Origin of the sequence: Acinetobacter lwoffii, assembly GCF_029024105.1 — a bacterium.
In the GTDB taxonomy this organism is placed as follows: Bacteria; Pseudomonadota; Gammaproteobacteria; order Pseudomonadales; family Moraxellaceae; genus Acinetobacter; species Acinetobacter lwoffii.
The window spans coordinates 1057403-1075023 of sequence record NZ_CP118963.1 but is presented as its reverse complement, the minus strand read 5'-3'; the positions used below and the strand labels follow the sequence as shown (position 1 = coordinate 1075023).

Below are 17621 nucleotides of genomic sequence, written 5' to 3'. Positions count from 1 at the left end.
ATAAGCAATATAAACAAAACAGCCAAGCAAAAGCTTGGCTGTTTCACATAATTTTAAAAATTATTCTGATACTTGAATTGGCAGTCCTGCGATTGAGGTCAATTCTGTGAAGGTCGGGAAACTGGTTGCGACCGTTTCGGTTCCGACAATCTTGATCTGCTCCGAATTACGCAAACCGGCAATCGAAAAACTCATCGCGATACGGTGATCGTGATGCGATTCAATTTCACCACCCGTAAAGATTGGCAACCAGTCACCGGACTTACCCTTACCTTCAATGATGATGCCATCTTCAGTTGGGGTACAGTCGATGCCCATGGTTTGAAGACCATCTGCCATGACCTGAATACGATCCGATTCTTTCACGCGAAGCTCGGCAGCACCGGTCAGGATGGTTTGACCTTCAGCACATGCAGCGGCAATGAATAGCGCCGGGAATTCATCAATTGCTAATGGCACCTGATCTTCCGGCATATGAATCCCTTTTAATGTACGTGTACCACGAATACGGATATCAGCAATCGGTTCACCGCCTGCAATACGCTCGTTTTCAACTGTAATGTCCGCACCCATTTGCTTGAGGATTTCAATCACACCAGTACGGGTCGGGTTAATGCCTACCGCTTCAAGGGTGACGTCCGAATTTTCAGTAATGGCCGCACCCACCATAAAGAAGGCTGCTGAAGAAATATCTGAAGGCACTTGAATGTTGGTACCCACTAACTTGCCGCCACCTTGCAGGGAAATTCGGTTGCCTTCGGTTTTCACTTCATAACCAAATGCACGCAGCATACGTTCAGTATGGTCGCGTGTTGGTTCTGGTTCAGTCACCGAAGTTTCACCTTCCGCCCATAGACCTGCAAGTAGAATCCCTGATTTCACCTGAGCAGAGGCCATTGGCAAATCGTACTGAATCCCTTTCAGGTTTTGGTTGCCGGTGATGGATACAGGTGGCGTACCTCGCTCACCAGTGGTCTGAATTTGCGCGCCCATTTCACGTAAAGGCTTGGCAATACGCTCCATTGGACGTTTAGACAATGACGCATCCCCTGTCATCACTGAATCAAATTTCTGTGCTGCTAGCATACCCGACAGCAAACGCATTGAAGTGCCTGAGTTGCCCATATAAATGGCAGACTGCGGCGCTTTTAAGCCTTGCATGCCAACACCATGAATGGTGACTTCACCATTTTTAGGGCCTTCAATGCTGACTCCCATATCACGGAAAGCTTGCAGTGTCGCTAGAGCATCCTCACCTTCCAAAAAGCCGGTCACATGTGTGGTACCTTCTGCAATCGCACCAAACATGATCGAGCGATGTGACACAGATTTGTCACCTGGCACGGTAAATTTACCCTGAAATTTCTTGGCACCCGGCTGAATGGTAAATTGTTGTGTCACTTTATTTTTCTCCATGAAAGGTTTCTTGGCGAGCATATGGTTGAAATGCTGGCGAGCTGCCTGCGCATGACCCAATAAGCCCATCAATGCGTGGGAATCTTCATCTTCAATCAATTTGCGAATAATCGCGAGCTGCTGTTCAAAGCCATCAACAGCATTCAGAACTGCTTTTTTGTTGGCAAAAAAGATGTCATGCCACATTTGTGGATCGCTAGCGGCAATTCGCGAGAAATCCCGGAAGCCACCGGCAGCATAACGAAATATATCTAAATTGTCTTCACGCTTGGCCAATTGCTCAACCAAGTTGAATGCCATGAGATGCGGAAGATGACTGGTATGCGCCAGCACTTCATCGTGCTTGTCGACATCCATACAAATCACTTCGGCTTTCGCCGCTTGCCACAGCTGAATCAGTTTATCGACGGCCCAGTCTGCACTGCTTGGCAGTGGCGTCAAGATCACCTTGTGATTGGCAAATAAATCAACTTTACCTGCATGCACCCCGGTATGCTCGGCACCTGCAATCGGATGGCCCGGTACAAAACCTTCAGGCAGTTCATCGCCAAAAACCGCTTTCGCTGCATCGACCACATTACCTTTGGTACTACCAACATCAGTAATAATGGTATTGGGAGATAAATAAGGCTGAATGGCTTCCAACACCTTTTGCGTGGCACGTACCGGCAATGCAAGCACTACCAGATCAGCACCTTTGACCGCCTCTACAGGATCGGCATAGCCTTCGGAAATCAGGCCAAGAGATTTAGCATCGTCCAAAGTCTTTTGTGAACGTGTCGATGCAACGATGTCATTGGCCAAATGCTCGGCTCGAATGACACGCGCCAGACTTGAACCAATCAGTCCAAGCCCGATAAATGCAACTTTTTCAAACAGTGGCTGCGACATGGTTTAAGCTTTTGCCTCTAAACCGAGTACTTTAGCCAATGCGCTCAAGAATTTCGCATTTTCTGCTTCAGTACCAATCGATACGCGAATGTGATTTGAAATACCAACCGGACGCACAATCACCCCTTGTTTGAGCAAACCATTGAAGGTTGCTGATGGGTCTGCCTGTACATCTACCAGAATAAAGTTGGCACGTGAAGGCACATAGTTAAGACCCAAAGCCTTAAAGCCAGCTTCAAGTTGCGCCATACCGGCTTTATTCACTTCACGAGAACGCGCGATAAAGTCTTCATCTTTCAGTGCAGCCACCGCAGCGACCATCGCTAAATGGTTGACATTAAATGGTTGACGAATACGGTTCAGGTAATCTGTCACTTCAACTGAAGCCAGAGCAAAACCAACACGTAGTGCAGCCAAACCATAACACTTCGACAAAGTACGGCTAACGATCAGGTTTGGATATTGCGCAAGGAATTTCAAGCTGTTGAAGTTTTCCGGGAAATATTCCACATAGGCTTCATCCAGAACCACGATGACATTAGCAGGAACTTTTTGCATGAAAGCTTCAAATTCAGCTTCTTCGAACCAGGTTCCGGTTGGATTATTCGGGTTTGCAATGAAAACGAGTTTGGTGTTGTCCTGAATGGCAGCCGCCATTGCTTCCAAGTCATGCGAGAAGCCTTTAGCTGGTACTTCAATCGCTTGCGCATTAATGGCTTGAGTTACCAATGCATAAACCGCAAAAGCATGCTGGCTATACACCACCGAATCATTTTCTGAAACGAATGCACGGGCAAACATTTCCAGTAAGTCGTTTGAACCATTCCCCAAGGTAATCTGATCATGATTAAAACCAAACTGGGTTTTGATCTGATCTTTCAGGATAAAACCACCACCATCTGGATAACGGCCAATTTCAGCAATTTCCGCAGCGACCGCTTCTTTGACTTTATCTGAACAACCCAGCGGATTTTCATTTGAAGCCAGTTTGACGATATCGGTAAGACCCAACTCGCGCTCAAGTTCACTGATCGGTTTACCCGGTTGATATGGCTTTAATTTTGAGATGCCTGAATTGGCTGGAACAAACGACATTTTAGACTTCCAATTTTAGGTATAAAACAGTGGTCAGTACCCTCGCCCTGACCACATATAGCTGACTTAAAGTACAGCTGCAGGATATGAACCGAGCACGCGAACTTCTTTAACCAAAGGACGAATTTCTTCAATGGCTGCTTTCACGTGTTCCTGCTCAATATGGCCTTCAAGATCAATGAAGAACACATAAGCCCATTTTTCAGGAAGTGCAGGCCGGGTTTCAATACTGGTCAGACTGATATTGTGCTTGGCAAACGGCGCCAGAATTTCCAGCAAAGCTCCGGCACGATCATGCGCTGAGATTAGTAATGAAGTCTTGTCATTACCACTTTGAGGCACTTTTTCACGACCAATCACCAGGAAGCGTGTGGTATTTTCCGGATTGTCCTCGATATTGCTATGCATGATTTCGAGATCATAGATACTCGCAGCAATTTCAGAGGCAATCGCGGCAGAATGCCATTCATTACGAATACGGCGCGCTGCTTCTGCGTTGGAGCTTAAAGCGACACGTTCCACGCCTGGATAATGCGCATCCAGCCACTTACGGCACTGTGCCAAAGTCTGCTGATGCGCATAAATCTGTTTGATGCTGTCTTTACGGGTATTTTCAGAAATCAGGAACTGATGGTGAATCGGTAATTCAACTTCGCCAATCACATTCAGGTTCGAGGTTTTGAAACAGTCTAAAGTATGGTTAACCACGCCTTCAGAGGAATTTTCTACCGGCACCAGACCATAATGGGCACTACCCGCTTCCACGTCACGGAAAACTTCATCAATGGTCGGTAAAGGACGAACCACAGCATCATGGCCAAAGTGCTTGAGTACCGCAGAATGAGTATAGGTCCCGACTGGTCCCAAGAAAGCAATGCTTTGCGGAGCTTCAAGTGCCAGACAGGCCGACATGATTTCACGGAACAGACGTGCCATGGTGGTATCAGACAATGGCCCTTCATTACGTTCCATGACATTACGCAAAACCTGAGCTTCACGTTCTGGACGGTAAAACAGCGGATTCTCTTCTGAAGCAAACTTTGCTTTTGCCACAGCTTCAGCCAAACGTGCCCGACGGTTAATCAATTGCTGAATTTGCTGATCAACAGAATCGATATCTTCACGAATTTTTGCCAAATCAAGAGAAGTCGTGGTGTTTTGATCGTCGTTGATCATTGTTCTGTCGCCCTTCATAAACCTTATCTGTTCAGTATAACAATAGTGAGCTTTCAAATGTTACGCAATATGACATTGGTAGATTAAGTCTTAAAAACATACAGTTGATTTTAACCATTTATCGCTTTTGGTCATATCTGGTAACATTTACTTCAGCTTTTCTGCTTGATTTACATTATTAAATTGTAAACTTTGCCTGTCCATATTAACTGATTTTAAGGAAGATGAAATATCACTATTTCTTAATCTATATAGCGGTTTTAAGCATAAGAAAATTAAAATAATTACTTTTCACACGTCATTTTTGAACCATTCATATCTAAGATAGATTTCACAATAAAATGCACACTCTGCAACCCCATTTTTATCGACTTCTCTTTGATTTCACTTATTTTTTACATTAAATCACTACTCAATTACAAAGCAGAGACGATTTTTTAACCAATCATAGATAGTCTAACTTAAAACAAGCGTTTGGGTGTCAGTCATGCCAAAAAGAATAGCTGTACTTTTGACGAATAATTTTGAAGATCAGGAATATCTTGAACCCGTTGCGGCCTTGCTGGAAGCAAAGCATAGCATCTGTAATATTGAGTTTAATGTAGGAAAAGTGGTCTATGGTCTGCATGGCTGTTCTGCAGTGACGATTGACCGGGGCATCGAACAAATCAGTATTGATGATTTTGATGCCTTGCTGATCCCTGGCGGTGAATCTGCAGTTTCTTTATCTACCGATATGCGGGTGCTTCAATTTATCCAAGCTTTTAACCAGGCCAAGAAAACCATCTTTAGTTTATGTGATGCATCATTATTACTGTGCGAAGCAGATGTACTAAAAAATCGAATTATTACCAGTATTCGCGCGCATGCCAGTCGCGTACAACGTGCCGGTGGAACGTATTATGATGCGGAACTGGTGAATGACAATAATCAGTTGATTTCATCGCGCCTACCCAATGATTTACCCATTTTTATTCATGAATGTTTGGATGTTTTAAAATCATAAAGTCTTAAAAAATATTTCCCATCTTGGCCATGTTCTCCCCTATAAAAAAGAGTCCTTCGGGACTCTTTTTTATGGTTGAGCTATTAACGCCCTAACAGACCGCGGGCCACAATCTCCTTCATGATTTCATTGGTACCCCCATAAATCCGCTGGATCCGCGCATCAACGAAGAAACGTGAAATTGGATATTCAGTCATATAGCCATAACCCCCAAATAATTGCAGGAGATTGTCCGCGATTTTCATCTGCATATCGGTAGAAAAGCTCTTCAATGCCGCTGCAGTTTCTACATCCAGTTTCCCTTGCATATAAAGCTCAAGATTCTGGTTATAAAATGCTGCGGTCGCCAATTCATCAATTTTCGCTTGCGCAAGCACAAAACGGGTATTCTGGAATTGACCGATCGCCTGACCAAAAGCCTGACGCTCTTTCACATACTGTGTGGTCACATCAATAGATCCACGAATGGCGCCTAGAGCGGTGGCAGCAATGGCGGTACGCTCACGCGGCAATTCCTGCATCAGGTAAGCAAATCCCTGTCCCGGCTGACCCAGTAATTGCTCCTTTGGCACTTTGACATTGTCGAAGAACAGTTCAGACGTATCCTGAGCATGCAGACCAATCTTGTCCAAATTGGTGCCTTTTTTAAAGCCTTCCAGATGGGTATCGACCAGCAACAATGAAACGCCTTTGGCACGGGCTTGCGGATCGGTTTTGACGGCAAGCACCACTAAGTCAGCATGCTGACCATTGGAAATGAAGGTTTTTGAGCCATTTAACAGATAATGTTCATCATGCAAGATGGCACTGGTGCGCATAGCTTGCAAATCTGAACCAGCACCCGGTTCAGTCATGCCGATCGCACCGACCACTTCACCGGTGACCATTTTTGGTAACCAGTATTTTTTCTGTTCTTCGGTACCGATATGCAGGATATACGGTGCTGCAATATCGGAATGACAAGACAGACCTGTGGCAATCGCACTGTATCCGGCACGTGCAGATTCTTCGATCAGCATCAAGGAATAATCGGTCGGCACCCCATAGCCACCATATTCTTCTGGAACATCGACACACAAGAAGCCATTTTCACCGAGTGCATTCCAGACTGAACGCGGCATCAGACCTTCACGTTCCCACTGGTCGTAGTACGGTGCGACATGTTCGTTCATAAAGCGTTTAAAATTATCGCGGAATAATTCTAGATCGGCATCGTAGGCAAGCATTCTATTGTCCTTGTTGTTTATCATTTTAGTTTCCTTTTCACAGACTATCGACTTTCCTGCTCCCTGTCATGTGCCGGCATTCATCTTTTTACTAACTTCACAGTCAATAAAAAAGGGAAGCCGAAGCTTCCCTTTTAGACATGAAAGACAGACTCAAAATTAGTGAGCGTTATTGCCTTCTTGTGCCATTTTTTCGTCAATTTCTGCAGGATTTGCTAAAGCATAGTTCAGCTTGTCCATATCTAACTGGCCCACCCATTTCGCAACCACTAAAGTCGCCAAAGAGTTACCGACCAGATTGGTCAAGGCACGAGCTTCAGACATGAAACGATCGATACCGAGAATCAATGCTAGACCTGCAACAGGAATATTCCCTACAGCAGCCAAAGTTGCCGCCATCACAATAAAGCCTGAACCAGTCACGCCTGCCGCACCCTTAGATGAGATCAGAAGTACCAGAAGCAGCGTAATTTGATGAGACAAATCAAGTTGTGTATTGGTCGCTTGTGCAATGAAGATCGCAGCCATCGTCAAGTAAATCGACGTACCATCCAGGTTAAATGAATAACCAGTTGGAATTACCAGGCCTACCACTGATTTTTCAGCACCGGCAAGTTCCAGTTTCTTCAACATACGTGGCAGTACTGATTCTGAAGATGACGTCCCCAGTACAATCAGAAGTTCTTCGCGAATCAGGCGGATCATCTTCATGATGCTGAACCCTGCGAAACGCGCAATTGAGCCCAATACGATGAAAATAAACAGTACGCAGGTAACATAGAAACAAATGATCAACTGTGCCAGCTGAGCAAGAGAACCAATACCATATTTACCAATTGTAAACGCCATTGCACCAAATGCACCAATTGGAGCAAGTTTCATCACCATATTCACGATGTTGAAGAATACATGTGAAATCTGGTCAATGAGTTTCAGGACTGGCTTGCCTTGATCACCTAGCTTATGCAGCGCAAAACCAAAGATAATCGCGAACAATAGAACTTGCAGGATTTCGCCTTCTGCAAATGCGCCCACAACCGTATTTGGAATAATGTTCATCAGGAAGTCGATAGTCGATTGTGACTCACCTGAAGCAACATATTTACTGATGCCACTGGTATCCAGTGAAGCAGGATCAACGTTCATGCCCACACCAGGCTTCACGATGTTAATCACGACCAGACCGATGACCAAAGCAATCGTAGATACGATCTCGAAGTAAAGTAAAGCAACACCACCAGTTTTACCCACTGATTTCATGCTTTCCATACCCGCAATACCGCTCACTACGGTACAGAAAATCACAGGTGCGATGATCATTTTAATCAGACGGATAAATGCATCACCAAGCGGTTTAAGCTGTTCGCCCAAGCCAGGGACATGTTGTTCTACGCCATTGACAATTTGCGTACCACTAGGCGAAAAATGCCCGACCAGAATACCTGCGATAATGGCCACAATCACTTGAAAATACAGTGACTTATAAATTGGTTGTTTCGCCATAATAAATCTACTTGAACGATATCAAAAATAAGAAAGACCATTTTGAGAAATATACTGACCTCTTCATCCCTTCTCAGGGTGAACCGGATCAAATATCAAAAGGCTCAAGAGAATGTTCAAAATGATAATCAGCCATGCATTGAATCTGACACTCAGTATCAGACCAAAGTATTAAATGGGAGAAAGAGATTAAGAAAAATTAAACAGACTCTAAAAATTGCCTAAATTTTACCGAATATTCATACTAAATGTGCATAACTTATTATGCGCTTGTTTGCTTTTTAATCAATATTGGATTAGACATTAGTCGATAATCAGATTTAACTGATTGTTTTACGTATACTGAAAGGTTTATGGATTTTCACCCTCTCCCTTGACATTAATATTTTCTGCAAGCTGTAAAAAGTTATGAATACCAAAAGAAATATCTATAAAGATTTCGAACATCCCTTTGCCCAATATGTACGCATTGTGGGTAAAGGGAAAAATGGCGCCCGCTCCCTCAGCTATGATGAAGCCTATCAAGCCTTCAGTATGATTTTGAAAAATGAAGTGCTGGATGTGCAGTTAGGTGCATTCTTGATGTTATTGCGGGTCAAGGAAGAATCTGTAGATGAGTTGGCCGGTTTCGTACAGGCGACACGTGACCAGCTGAGTTTCAAAAAACTGGATGTCGATCTGGATTGGTCGTCCTATGCGGGCAAGCGCAAACATTATCCATGGTTTATTCTGGCAGCGCTGACGCTGGCCAAGCATGGTTATAATATTGTGATGCATGGTGCCTCAGGCCATACCATGAACCGTGTTTACACCGAACAGGTGCTGACTTACTTAGGCTATCCAATCTGTCAAAATGATGCCGAGGTTGAACAGCAACTGCAACAACAGCATTTTGCCTATATTCCGCTAGAAGTGATTTCTCCGATTCTTGCAGACTTGATTGCGCTGCGTAATGTCATGGGGTTACGCTCCCCGATTCATACGCTGGCGCGTCTGATCAATCCGTTTAATGCCAAAGCGACCCTGCAAGCAATTTTCCATCCAGCGTATCGTGGTTCGCATCAGCAAGCGGCTTTCCGCTTAGGCTATAAAAATAGTGCCGTGATTAAAGGTGAAGGGGGCGAATTCGAGCGTAATCCGGATGCCAAAACGCTCATCTGTGGCATTAAAGATGGCCTGCTCTATGAGCATGAATTGCCAAAGCTCACTGACAACCGCAGTCCAATTGAAGAAGAACTGGATCTGGCGCTATTTAAGGCTGTCTGGGACGGTCAGCAAAGCCATGATTATGGCGAGATTGCAGTGATAGAAACTATGGGCATTGCGCTATATACCATGGGCGTGTGTGACAGCTTTGAAGCTGCGATGCAAAAAGCCAAAATCTTATGGGCGAATCGCCACACGGTTTAATCTTGTGCAAAAGAAAAAAGCATTGTTCAGTGAATGAACAATGCTTTTTTTAATTGTATTGCTATTGGCTGGGAATTAAGCCTTAAACAAAACGAATCGGCTTGAATTCAGGTTCATTCTTGTGATGATCATCATCACACTCTTCACCCTCTTCTTTAGTACCGCGATCGATATAACCGCTGCGCTCATTTTCAGGCAGGTTTTTCATTTCCCAGGCATACACTGCCTGCATACAGGTCTGACGTTGTTCTGGTGTCAAGGCTACACCGTTTGGCCACTTTCCAATTTCGACTGCTGTTCTTAGGCGTTCAACAATCTCAGGATTGAGTACGGCAAGCATTTGTTCAATATTCATGATTTAATCCTGCTTAAAATAATCAAAGTCCTGATTCCACCCCAGTTTGGTTCGACAGGCATTATAAAAGTCATAACCCGGTGGATGCAGAAGATTCAGTTTAAAGGGATGCTTGCGAATATGGACGCTATCACCCACATTCAAAGACACACTGTGTTGTCCATCCGCACTAACCATCGGCAGTACGCGATTTTCACGAATCAGTAATTTAATTTCACTATGTCCACCGACCACAATCGGGCGTGAAGACAAGGTATGCGGATGCATCGGTACCAAGGCAATCGCATCCATACTTGGATGTACAATCGGGCCACCACCAGAAAGCGCATAAGCCGTAGAACCAGTCGGCGTAGAGACTATCAGGCCATCGCTGTGCTGACGATAGACATATTGTCCATCAATATTCAGTTCAAAATCGATCATATGTACCGATTTCCCTGAATGTAGCACCACATCATTTAGAGCAATGGCATCGTAAATCACTTCACCTTTGGAGCGAATTTCGACTTCGAGTAAAAAGCGTCGCTCAGTCTGAAAGTCACCCTTTAATACCTGATCCAGCTTGAATATCACTTCAGTCGGCTTGATATCCGTTAAAAAACCCAGACGACCACGGTTAACCCCGATCACCGGGGTATTGTACTTGACCAAGGCGCGTGCTGCATGTAATAGCGAGCCGTCACCGCCCACGACAATCACCAGATCCACCACCTCACCCAATAAGGCACGACTGACGGTTTGGGTATTTTGATAGGGAACAAGTTCAGCTGTCGCTGCATCAAAAACTGGGTGTAGGCCTAAATTGAGAAGATGATCGTGAATAAGGCATAAGGTTTCAACCACCGACGATTTATCAGGACGTCCTATTAACCCGATATTTCGAAAGGTCTTATGGGAAATTTGCACCAGTGTCGTCGCTCCGCTACGAATCCTGCTTATCATAACATTAAGCTATACCTGGATGACAATTTATAACAGTGCTTCATAGGTAGGAAATTATTTGAAATATATTCGAATTAAGGAGAAATTGTGGGGTTTCATTTTAATTTTAAGCGCATTTCTTGATTAAATATTGCAAAATAATGAAAAGCTTCGCATGATTAGCACAATTTCACAGGATCTTATAAGTATTTATGAAATCTGAACGTGGCATGGGGTTTCTTGCCTTAATTTTTTCTATTATTGTCATTTCTATCTTTGTAGCATTTAGTATCTATTTGATTAGATTAGACAATATTGTACGCGACAAGTTTGAAGGTCAGCGCTGGGATATTCCGGCCAAGGTCTTCGCACGTCCGATGGAAGTGTACGTGAATGCCCCAGTCAGCCTGCAGGATTTCCAACAAGAATTAAAATTACTCGGTTATAAAAATTCGGATAGTTATACTAAATCAGGCAACTTTGTCAGCACTGGCAATACCCTGTATGTGCATACACGCGGCTTTGATTTTGGTGACCGGGTTGAACCGGAACAAATATTGAAAGTCAGTTTCAGCGGTGAACAGATTGCAGAAGTCAGCGCGACCAAACCCTCTTCAAGCGGGATTGCGCGTTTAGAACCTTTATTAATAGGCGGGATTTATCCGCAACATAACGAAGACCGTGTGCTGATTAAGCTAAATAAAGTGCCTAAGCCCTTGATCGAAGCGCTGATCGCGACCGAAGATCGTAAGTTCTATGAGCATCATGGGGTTTCACCGCGTGGTATTGCACGTGCCGTGGTCAGCAATATTACCGGTGGTAAACGTCAGGGTGGTTCAACCTTGACCCAGCAATTGGTTAAAAATTTCTATTTGACCCCTGAGCGCACTTTAAAACGTAAAGTGAATGAAGCCTTTATGGCGATGCTGATTGAATTGCATTATGACAAAAATGAAATTCTGGAAGCTTATCTGAATGAGGTAAATCTGGGCCAGAATGGTAACTACTCCATTAATGGTTATGGTCTGGCATCGCAGTTTTATTTTGGCCTGCCACTGCGTGAACTGAATATTTCCCAGCAAGCATTTCTGGTGGGTTTAGTCCAAGGTCCAAGCCTATATAATCCATGGCGCAATCCTGAAAGTGCGAAAAAACGTCGTGATATCGTTCTGAATAATATGCTGGTGATGGGCTATCTGACTCAGGAACAATATGAAAAAGAAACCGCACGTCCGTTAAATGTCATTTCCAAACCGACTTTAGGCCCTGCCCGCTTCCCGGATTTTCTGGATATCGTACGTCGTCAATTACGCACAGATTATCAGGAAACCGATCTGACCAATCAGGGTCTGCGAATTTTCACCACTTTAGATCCTTTAGCCCAAACCAGAATTCAGGACAGCTTTAAAGAGACGGTGGCGCGTTTAAGTAAATCCAATCCAGGTCGCCTGAAAGATTTACAGGGCGCAGTATTGGTATCGCATCCGGAAAATGGTGAGCTGGTGGCCGCGGTGGGTTCGACTCAAGATTTTACCGGCTTTAACCGTGCAGTCGATGCCAAGCGTCAAGTCGGTTCCCTGCTAAAACCGGTGATCTACCTGAGTGCCCTGGAATCGAACCGTTATCACTGGGCAAGCCCAATTGAAGACAGTGAAATCAGCATCAAGAGTGATGGCAAAACCTGGACGCCGAAAAACTATAGTGGTCGCGGACATGGTGTCATTCCAATGTCACAAGCCTTATCGCAATCTTATAACCTGTCCACTGTGCGTTTAGCACAAGAATTTGGTCTGTCCACCTTTATTAATCATCTGAAAAAATTTGGTGTGACCTCAGATATTCCATCTTATCCATCGATTTACTTGGGTGCGGTAGATATGTCCCCGATGGAAGTGATGAATATTTACGGCAACTTTGCTACAGGCGGCTTTAAATACCCAACCAAAGCCATCCGCTCTGTGGTGGATGCCAACGGCCGCTCTCTGGATCGTTATAGCCTGAGTGTACAACCGACCATTGATCCAGCTTCTGCTTATGCCCTGAATTATGGCTTACAACAGGTCATGTCGAATGGTACAGGTCGTGCAGCCTATAACAGCTTACCACGCAGTCTGAATCTTGCTGGTAAGTCCGGTACTACGAATGACAGCCGTGACTCATGGTTTGCCGGATACTCAGGTAATTATATGACCGTGGTTTGGCTCGGTCTGGATGACAACAAAGTCACTGGCTTAACCGGTTCTTCAGGTGCCCTGCCCGTTTGGACCAATGTCATGAAACAGTTGCGCCAGAAACCGGTGAATCTGCCACAGCCGAATGAAATCGAATGGCATTGGCTGGATCGTTATACTGGTTTATTGTCTGCACAAGGCTGTGAAGGCGCCATGTATATCCCGATTTCGCGTCATGCCCTGCCAAATCAGGCGACTGCCTGCGGCATCTCGCACTATGTGACGGAACCTTATGATATTGATTCAGAACCTGCGCCATCTGATGCTGAACAGGATGATATGAGTCGCTACATACAAGAAAGTGAAACAGAAATAGAACGCGATCTTGAGAGCGAAACCCGTATTATCGCCAGTGGAAGTTATAGCCATTAATTGAGTTTATGTTTATGTTTATGTTAAGAAAAATCCTCCCTGGTTTGCTCATCCTCAGTCTGGTGGGCTGCCAAAGTATCTCTGAGCCAGAAAAGCCAGTTAGCCCTGCCAAGCCTGCGACGGAAAAACCTAAGGCAAAAACACCAGACGGCGTTGTGATTACGCCTTATGACCGTCCTGACATCAAACGTCAGAAAATTGTCATTCCTGAACAGAAGCCGAAAAGCCAAAAGTTTGATGATGGACGTAATCTGCCGGCCTTCAAGAGTCTGATGCAGCAAACCCAGCAGGCCTATACCAAGCAGCAATTTGCTCAAGCTGAAGCTGCTGCAACTCAGGCACAGCGACTGGCCCCTCAGGCACCAGAAACCTATTTATACTTGGGCATGATCGCCAACCGTAAAAATCAGCCAGCAAGCGCCGATGCTTTTGCCTTACGTGGCCTGAGTTATGCACAATCTAGTGTCATGAAAAAGCAGCTTTGGCAAGTGCGCCTTAAATCTGCTCAGTTGCGGAAAAATGCCAAAGCGATTCAGCAAGCTCAACAGGCACTGAAAAAGCTTTAAGATAATTTTCTATAGAAACTGACTTACCAATAGAAAGTTTATTTTCTAAATAAAGTGTTTAAATATAGCGAATGCCGGCAATGCCATAAGCATGCTGGCTTTTTGCATAATCGAGTTCTTCAGCTTTCATTCCGCCCAAAGCAAAAACCGGAATCTGTACCTGCTCTGCCATTTGCTTGAATTGCTCCCAGCCTAGCGCAGGTGTGTCCGGATGCGTTGCGGTCGCTAGTACCGGACTCAGTAAAGCCGCTTCACAGCCGATCTGTTCTGCATGCATTAAAGCGGTCAGGTCATGACAAGCCGCTAGATAACGATAGCCAGATTTCAATTCACTTTGTTTCAAGTTCATCAGTTGATTCTGTTTTAGATGAATCGTGCAAATCGTCTGCTGCTGCAATTCATTCAGTTGTGACCAAAGCTGCTGATTAATGATTAACTTGGAGAGTTGATCTACCGGATATTGCTGTAATTGCATGATCCATTCAGGCGTTGCTTCCACGCGCCAATACAACATTTGATCTGTATCCAGACTTGATAAAATATCCAGATCTTCAGCTATCTTGATGCGCTGCGGCCATTGCAGCTTTTGGATCATGGACTGATTGGCTTTCGGAAAATTCAGCTGTCCAAGTTCTTCCCGACTGTACCAGCGCCAGGGCTGTTTGATTTCAGCCAGTTGAGCAGGCTGTACTGAAGCATGGAAAATATGCAAATTGACAATGAGATCTTCATATTCATGGGAGATAAAATCAGAGGCATGCCAGCATTCGATATCAACGCCGACCTCTTCCATCACTTCGCGGCGACATGCCTCGACTGGTAATTCGCCCTGTTCAACTTTTCCGCCTGGAAATTCATATTTATTACCCTGATGCTGCTTGGCCTCACGCCAGCCGACGAGAACCTGATTTTGATAAAATAAAAGCGCAATTGCGACATGAATCGTAGCTTTAGTCATGATGTACAGAACCGTTAAAGTTTTACAGATTGTAAGCAAATTAGAGTTTTTTATAAATTGCTCAATATTTCGTTGACAGATCTATTCGATAATGATTATCATTTAAATCAATCCAAAACACACCACGGAGTCGACGGAATGAACGCCCCATTTAGCCTATTCACCCGTAACAATGATACTCACCATGCCTTGCCAATGCTGCACTCCAACAATCTGTTTGCACTGGGTCGTGAAATCCGGATCATGCATGCCGGCGAAGAATACCGCTTGCGTCTGACCCGCAATAACCGTCTTATTCTGACCAAATAATTAAATCAGTTCTAATAATAACAAACGTGGGAAGCAGCAGTATGAATCAGCGCATACTGCTTTTTAATCTTCTAATCATGAGATTTTGCCATCAGGCTCAAAACTCAATGACACTTTAAGTCCACCCAAGTCCGACGGCGCATAGTCAATTTTAGCTGCATGCAGTGCCATAATTTTCTGGCAAATGGACAGACCTAGACCTGAACCCTGAGTTCGCGTACCCAAAGCCCGATAAAAACGTTCACCTAAACGTTCCAGTACCTCATCAGCAATCCCCTCTCCTGAGTTTTCAATCAGTAACTGTATCTGATGCTGCTCAATAACTGTTCGGATCTCGACCTGTCCCTGTTGCGGCGTATAACGGATCGCATTGTCGACCAGATTGCGAATACAACTAAAAATCAGTTCTGGATTCGCTTCGATCACAGCATCCTCAAGTTTTAGATTCCAATGAATGTCTTTTTCTTCTGCAAAAGGCTGCAAGGCCTGCAAAGCCTCCTGAACCAGATTCTTAAGATTAATCGTTTGCGTTGCTAATTGCCCTGTTCGCTCCGGATCGAGTCGTGCCAGTAAAAGTAAATTTTCCAGTACCTGCGTGCCGCGGTTGACATCATTTTGGATCAACTGTAATGCCTGAGGGAGCTGTGCATCATCTTGATATTTGCGTTTTAAAACCTGTAGACGCATTTGAATCGCAGACAGTGGCGAACGCAGCTCATGTGAAGCATCTGCAGTAAAACGCTGTTCAGCAGCCAGTGATTTCTCCAGCCGGCCGAGCATGGCATTCAGCTGACGAATGATCGGTTGCAGTTCAGTGATTTCAGGGTCAGGTGTTTTAATAGGACTCAGATCCTGAGCAGTCTTGGAACCAATGGCACGCGAAATCTTGTTTAATGGCCGTAACTGGCGTTTGACCGAGACCCTTAGAATCAGCCATTGCACTAGCCATAAAGTGAATAAGATCCCGGCAAAGCCCAAAGTAGTTTGCCAGAGTTCATCGAAACGTACTGAAAGTGGCTGTACGATTTTGACCTGAAGGTCGTCATCTTCCGCAGTCAGTATCCGGATAAAACGACCATTCTCATAAGCAAACTGGAAGCCGTTGTTCCGTGCTTTTGGAATGGTATTAATTAATTCATCATCAATCGAAGTTGTCAGTACCTGCTGATCCAGCAACAAGGCATACTGGATATCAAACTGTTCACTGAGCTCATCCACCTGGGTGCCTTTGGCCTGGGTGACATCGCCAAGCAGCAACTCAGAAATCTGCTGCATTAATTCATCATGCAGCTGACTGGCCTGATAACTGGAAATTCCCAATAACAGCAGCCAGGCCAATATTCCGGCCAAGATGGAACTGAACAGCGCATGTTTAATTAGCCGGGTTTGCAGGGAAATAGCAGCCGACATGGGGTTAAGCCTCAGCCTTATGCATGCGATAGCCCAGACCGCGAATAGTCTTGATCATCTGGCTGCCGATTTTTTTACGCAGCTGATAGATAAATACTTCAATGGCATTACTTTCAATTTCATCACCCCAAGCGTACAGCGATTCTTCTAGCTGTTCACGGGTGACAATATGTTCAGGCTGCTGCATCAGCTTGTATAGAATTTGAAATTCCTTCGCAGTCAGATTCACAGCTTGACCTTCTTTAGTTAGGGTCTTGGCTTGAGTGTCCAGACTGAGATCCTGCCATTGCAGGATATGATTCGGTGTTTGCTGTTTCTGTCTGAGTTGGGCACGAACTCGGGCCGAAAGTTCTTCCAGACTAAAAGGTTTGACCAGATAATCATTCGCGCCTAAATCCAGACCTTCAACCCGGTCATCAATACTGTCTTTGGCCGTAATAAAAATCACCGGCGTATCTTGATGTTGGCTGCGCAAAATTTTCAGAATGTCATCTCCAGTGGCATTCGGCAGGCCACGATCCAGCAGAATACAGTCATATTTATGCTGCTCAATCGCTAGGATCGCATGATCACCACGCTCTACCCGATCAATCACATAACCGTCCATTTCCAGCCAAGTCTGGATACTGTCTGCCTGAGACTGATCATCTTCCGCCAAAAGAATACGCATATTCTGCTCCGTTTGCTTCCTTGTTCTATCTTGCCTTGAAAAAGTTCCAGACTCAAAAAAACCACATGCTTTTTGGTAACTTGCATGTGGTTTTTTGTCGCTGTGT

General features: G+C 44.7%; 15 protein-coding genes. 5 read left to right on the top strand and 10 right to left on the bottom strand.

All coding sequences use genetic code 11. The features are described 5' to 3' along the window. Positions 1 to 60: 60 nt before the first annotated feature. The 3 genes from PYW33_RS05090 to pheA form a co-directional block, all read right to left on the bottom strand. On the bottom strand, positions 61 to 2307 hold the full coding sequence (locus PYW33_RS05090) for a bifunctional prephenate dehydrogenase/3-phosphoshikimate 1-carboxyvinyltransferase (RefSeq protein WP_004645568.1): 2247 nt from the start codon (positions 2305 to 2307) through the stop codon (positions 61 to 63). Positions 2308 to 2310: 3 nt separating this feature from the next. Next, positions 2311 to 3402 (bottom strand): histidinol-phosphate transaminase, encoded by a 1092-nt coding sequence (gene hisC, locus PYW33_RS05085; RefSeq protein WP_004645569.1) that lies wholly within the window; start codon positions 3400 to 3402, stop codon positions 2311 to 2313. 66 nt (positions 3403 to 3468) lie between these two features. Continuing rightward, positions 3469 to 4578 carry a prephenate dehydratase gene (gene pheA / locus PYW33_RS05080; protein WP_004645570.1) on the bottom strand — a complete coding sequence of 370 codons (1110 nt, stop codon included), beginning with the start codon at positions 4576 to 4578 and terminating at the stop codon, positions 3469 to 3471. Positions 4579 to 5065: 487 nt separating this feature from the next. On the opposite strand from pheA, the gene PYW33_RS05075 reads away from it, so the two are divergent. Beyond that, positions 5066 to 5584: a DJ-1/PfpI family protein gene (locus tag PYW33_RS05075; protein ID WP_016806606.1), complete on the top strand. Its 519-nt coding sequence runs from the start codon at positions 5066 to 5068 to the stop codon at positions 5582 to 5584. A gap of 83 nt (positions 5585 to 5667) precedes the next feature. On the opposite strand, the gene PYW33_RS05070 is transcribed toward PYW33_RS05075, so the two are convergent. Then, positions 5668 to 6810 (bottom strand): acyl-CoA dehydrogenase family protein, encoded by a 1143-nt coding sequence (locus PYW33_RS05070; RefSeq protein ID WP_005106494.1) that lies wholly within the window; start codon positions 6808 to 6810, stop codon positions 5668 to 5670. 159 nt (positions 6811 to 6969) lie between these two features. Next, positions 6970 to 8313, bottom strand: a complete 1344-nt coding sequence (locus tag PYW33_RS05065) for a dicarboxylate/amino acid:cation symporter (protein ID WP_016806607.1) — start codon at positions 8311 to 8313, stop codon at positions 6970 to 6972. A gap of 408 nt (positions 8314 to 8721) precedes the next feature. Between PYW33_RS05065 and PYW33_RS05060 the strand changes: the two genes are divergently transcribed. After that, entirely contained in the window at positions 8722 to 9723 is a 1002-nt protein-coding gene (locus PYW33_RS05060) for a glycosyl transferase family protein (protein ID WP_004645572.1), read from the top strand. 82 nt (positions 9724 to 9805) lie between these two features. Here the strand turns inward: PYW33_RS05060 and PYW33_RS05055 are convergent, their stop codons facing one another. After that, the gene (locus tag PYW33_RS05055; RefSeq protein ID WP_004278992.1) at positions 9806 to 10078 is read right to left on the bottom strand and encodes a YeaC family protein; all 273 of its coding nucleotides are present in this window, start codon (positions 10076 to 10078) and stop codon (positions 9806 to 9808) included. 3 nt (positions 10079 to 10081) lie between these two features. Beyond that, positions 10082 to 11020 carry an NAD(+) kinase gene (locus PYW33_RS05050; RefSeq protein ID WP_004645573.1) on the bottom strand — a complete coding sequence of 313 codons (939 nt, stop codon included), beginning with the start codon at positions 11018 to 11020 and terminating at the stop codon, positions 10082 to 10084. 191 nt (positions 11021 to 11211) lie between these two features. Here PYW33_RS05050 and mrcB point away from each other — a divergent pair, with 191 nt between their 5' ends. Together mrcB and PYW33_RS05040 are read left to right on the top strand one after the other, a co-directional pair. After that, positions 11212 to 13602 carry a penicillin-binding protein 1B gene (gene mrcB / locus PYW33_RS05045; protein ID WP_004645575.1) on the top strand — a complete coding sequence of 797 codons (2391 nt, stop codon included), beginning with the start codon at positions 11212 to 11214 and terminating at the stop codon, positions 13600 to 13602. A gap of 20 nt (positions 13603 to 13622) precedes the next feature. After that, the gene (locus tag PYW33_RS05040) at positions 13623 to 14168 is read left to right on the top strand and encodes a hypothetical protein (protein ID WP_026055721.1); all 546 of its coding nucleotides are present in this window, start codon (positions 13623 to 13625) and stop codon (positions 14166 to 14168) included. Between the two features lie 58 nt (positions 14169 to 14226). Here PYW33_RS05040 and PYW33_RS05035 read toward each other — a convergent pair whose 3' ends face one another. Further along, on the bottom strand, positions 14227 to 15126 hold the full coding sequence (locus PYW33_RS05035; protein ID WP_004645577.1) for an NUDIX domain-containing protein: 900 nt from the start codon (positions 15124 to 15126) through the stop codon (positions 14227 to 14229). A gap of 138 nt (positions 15127 to 15264) precedes the next feature. On the opposite strand from PYW33_RS05035, the gene hemP reads away from it, so the two are divergent. Then, positions 15265 to 15435, top strand: a complete 171-nt coding sequence (gene hemP / locus PYW33_RS05030; RefSeq protein WP_004645578.1) for a hemin uptake protein HemP — start codon at positions 15265 to 15267, stop codon at positions 15433 to 15435. Positions 15436 to 15510: 75 nt separating this feature from the next. Here hemP and PYW33_RS05025 read toward each other — a convergent pair whose 3' ends face one another. Beyond that, the gene (locus PYW33_RS05025; protein WP_004645579.1) at positions 15511 to 16845 is read right to left on the bottom strand and encodes an ATP-binding protein; all 1335 of its coding nucleotides are present in this window, start codon (positions 16843 to 16845) and stop codon (positions 15511 to 15513) included. Positions 16846 to 16849: 4 nt separating this feature from the next. Continuing rightward, positions 16850 to 17515 carry a response regulator transcription factor gene (locus PYW33_RS05020; RefSeq protein WP_004645580.1) on the bottom strand — a complete coding sequence of 222 codons (666 nt, stop codon included), beginning with the start codon at positions 17513 to 17515 and terminating at the stop codon, positions 16850 to 16852. Positions 17516 to 17621 lie beyond the last annotated feature (106 nt).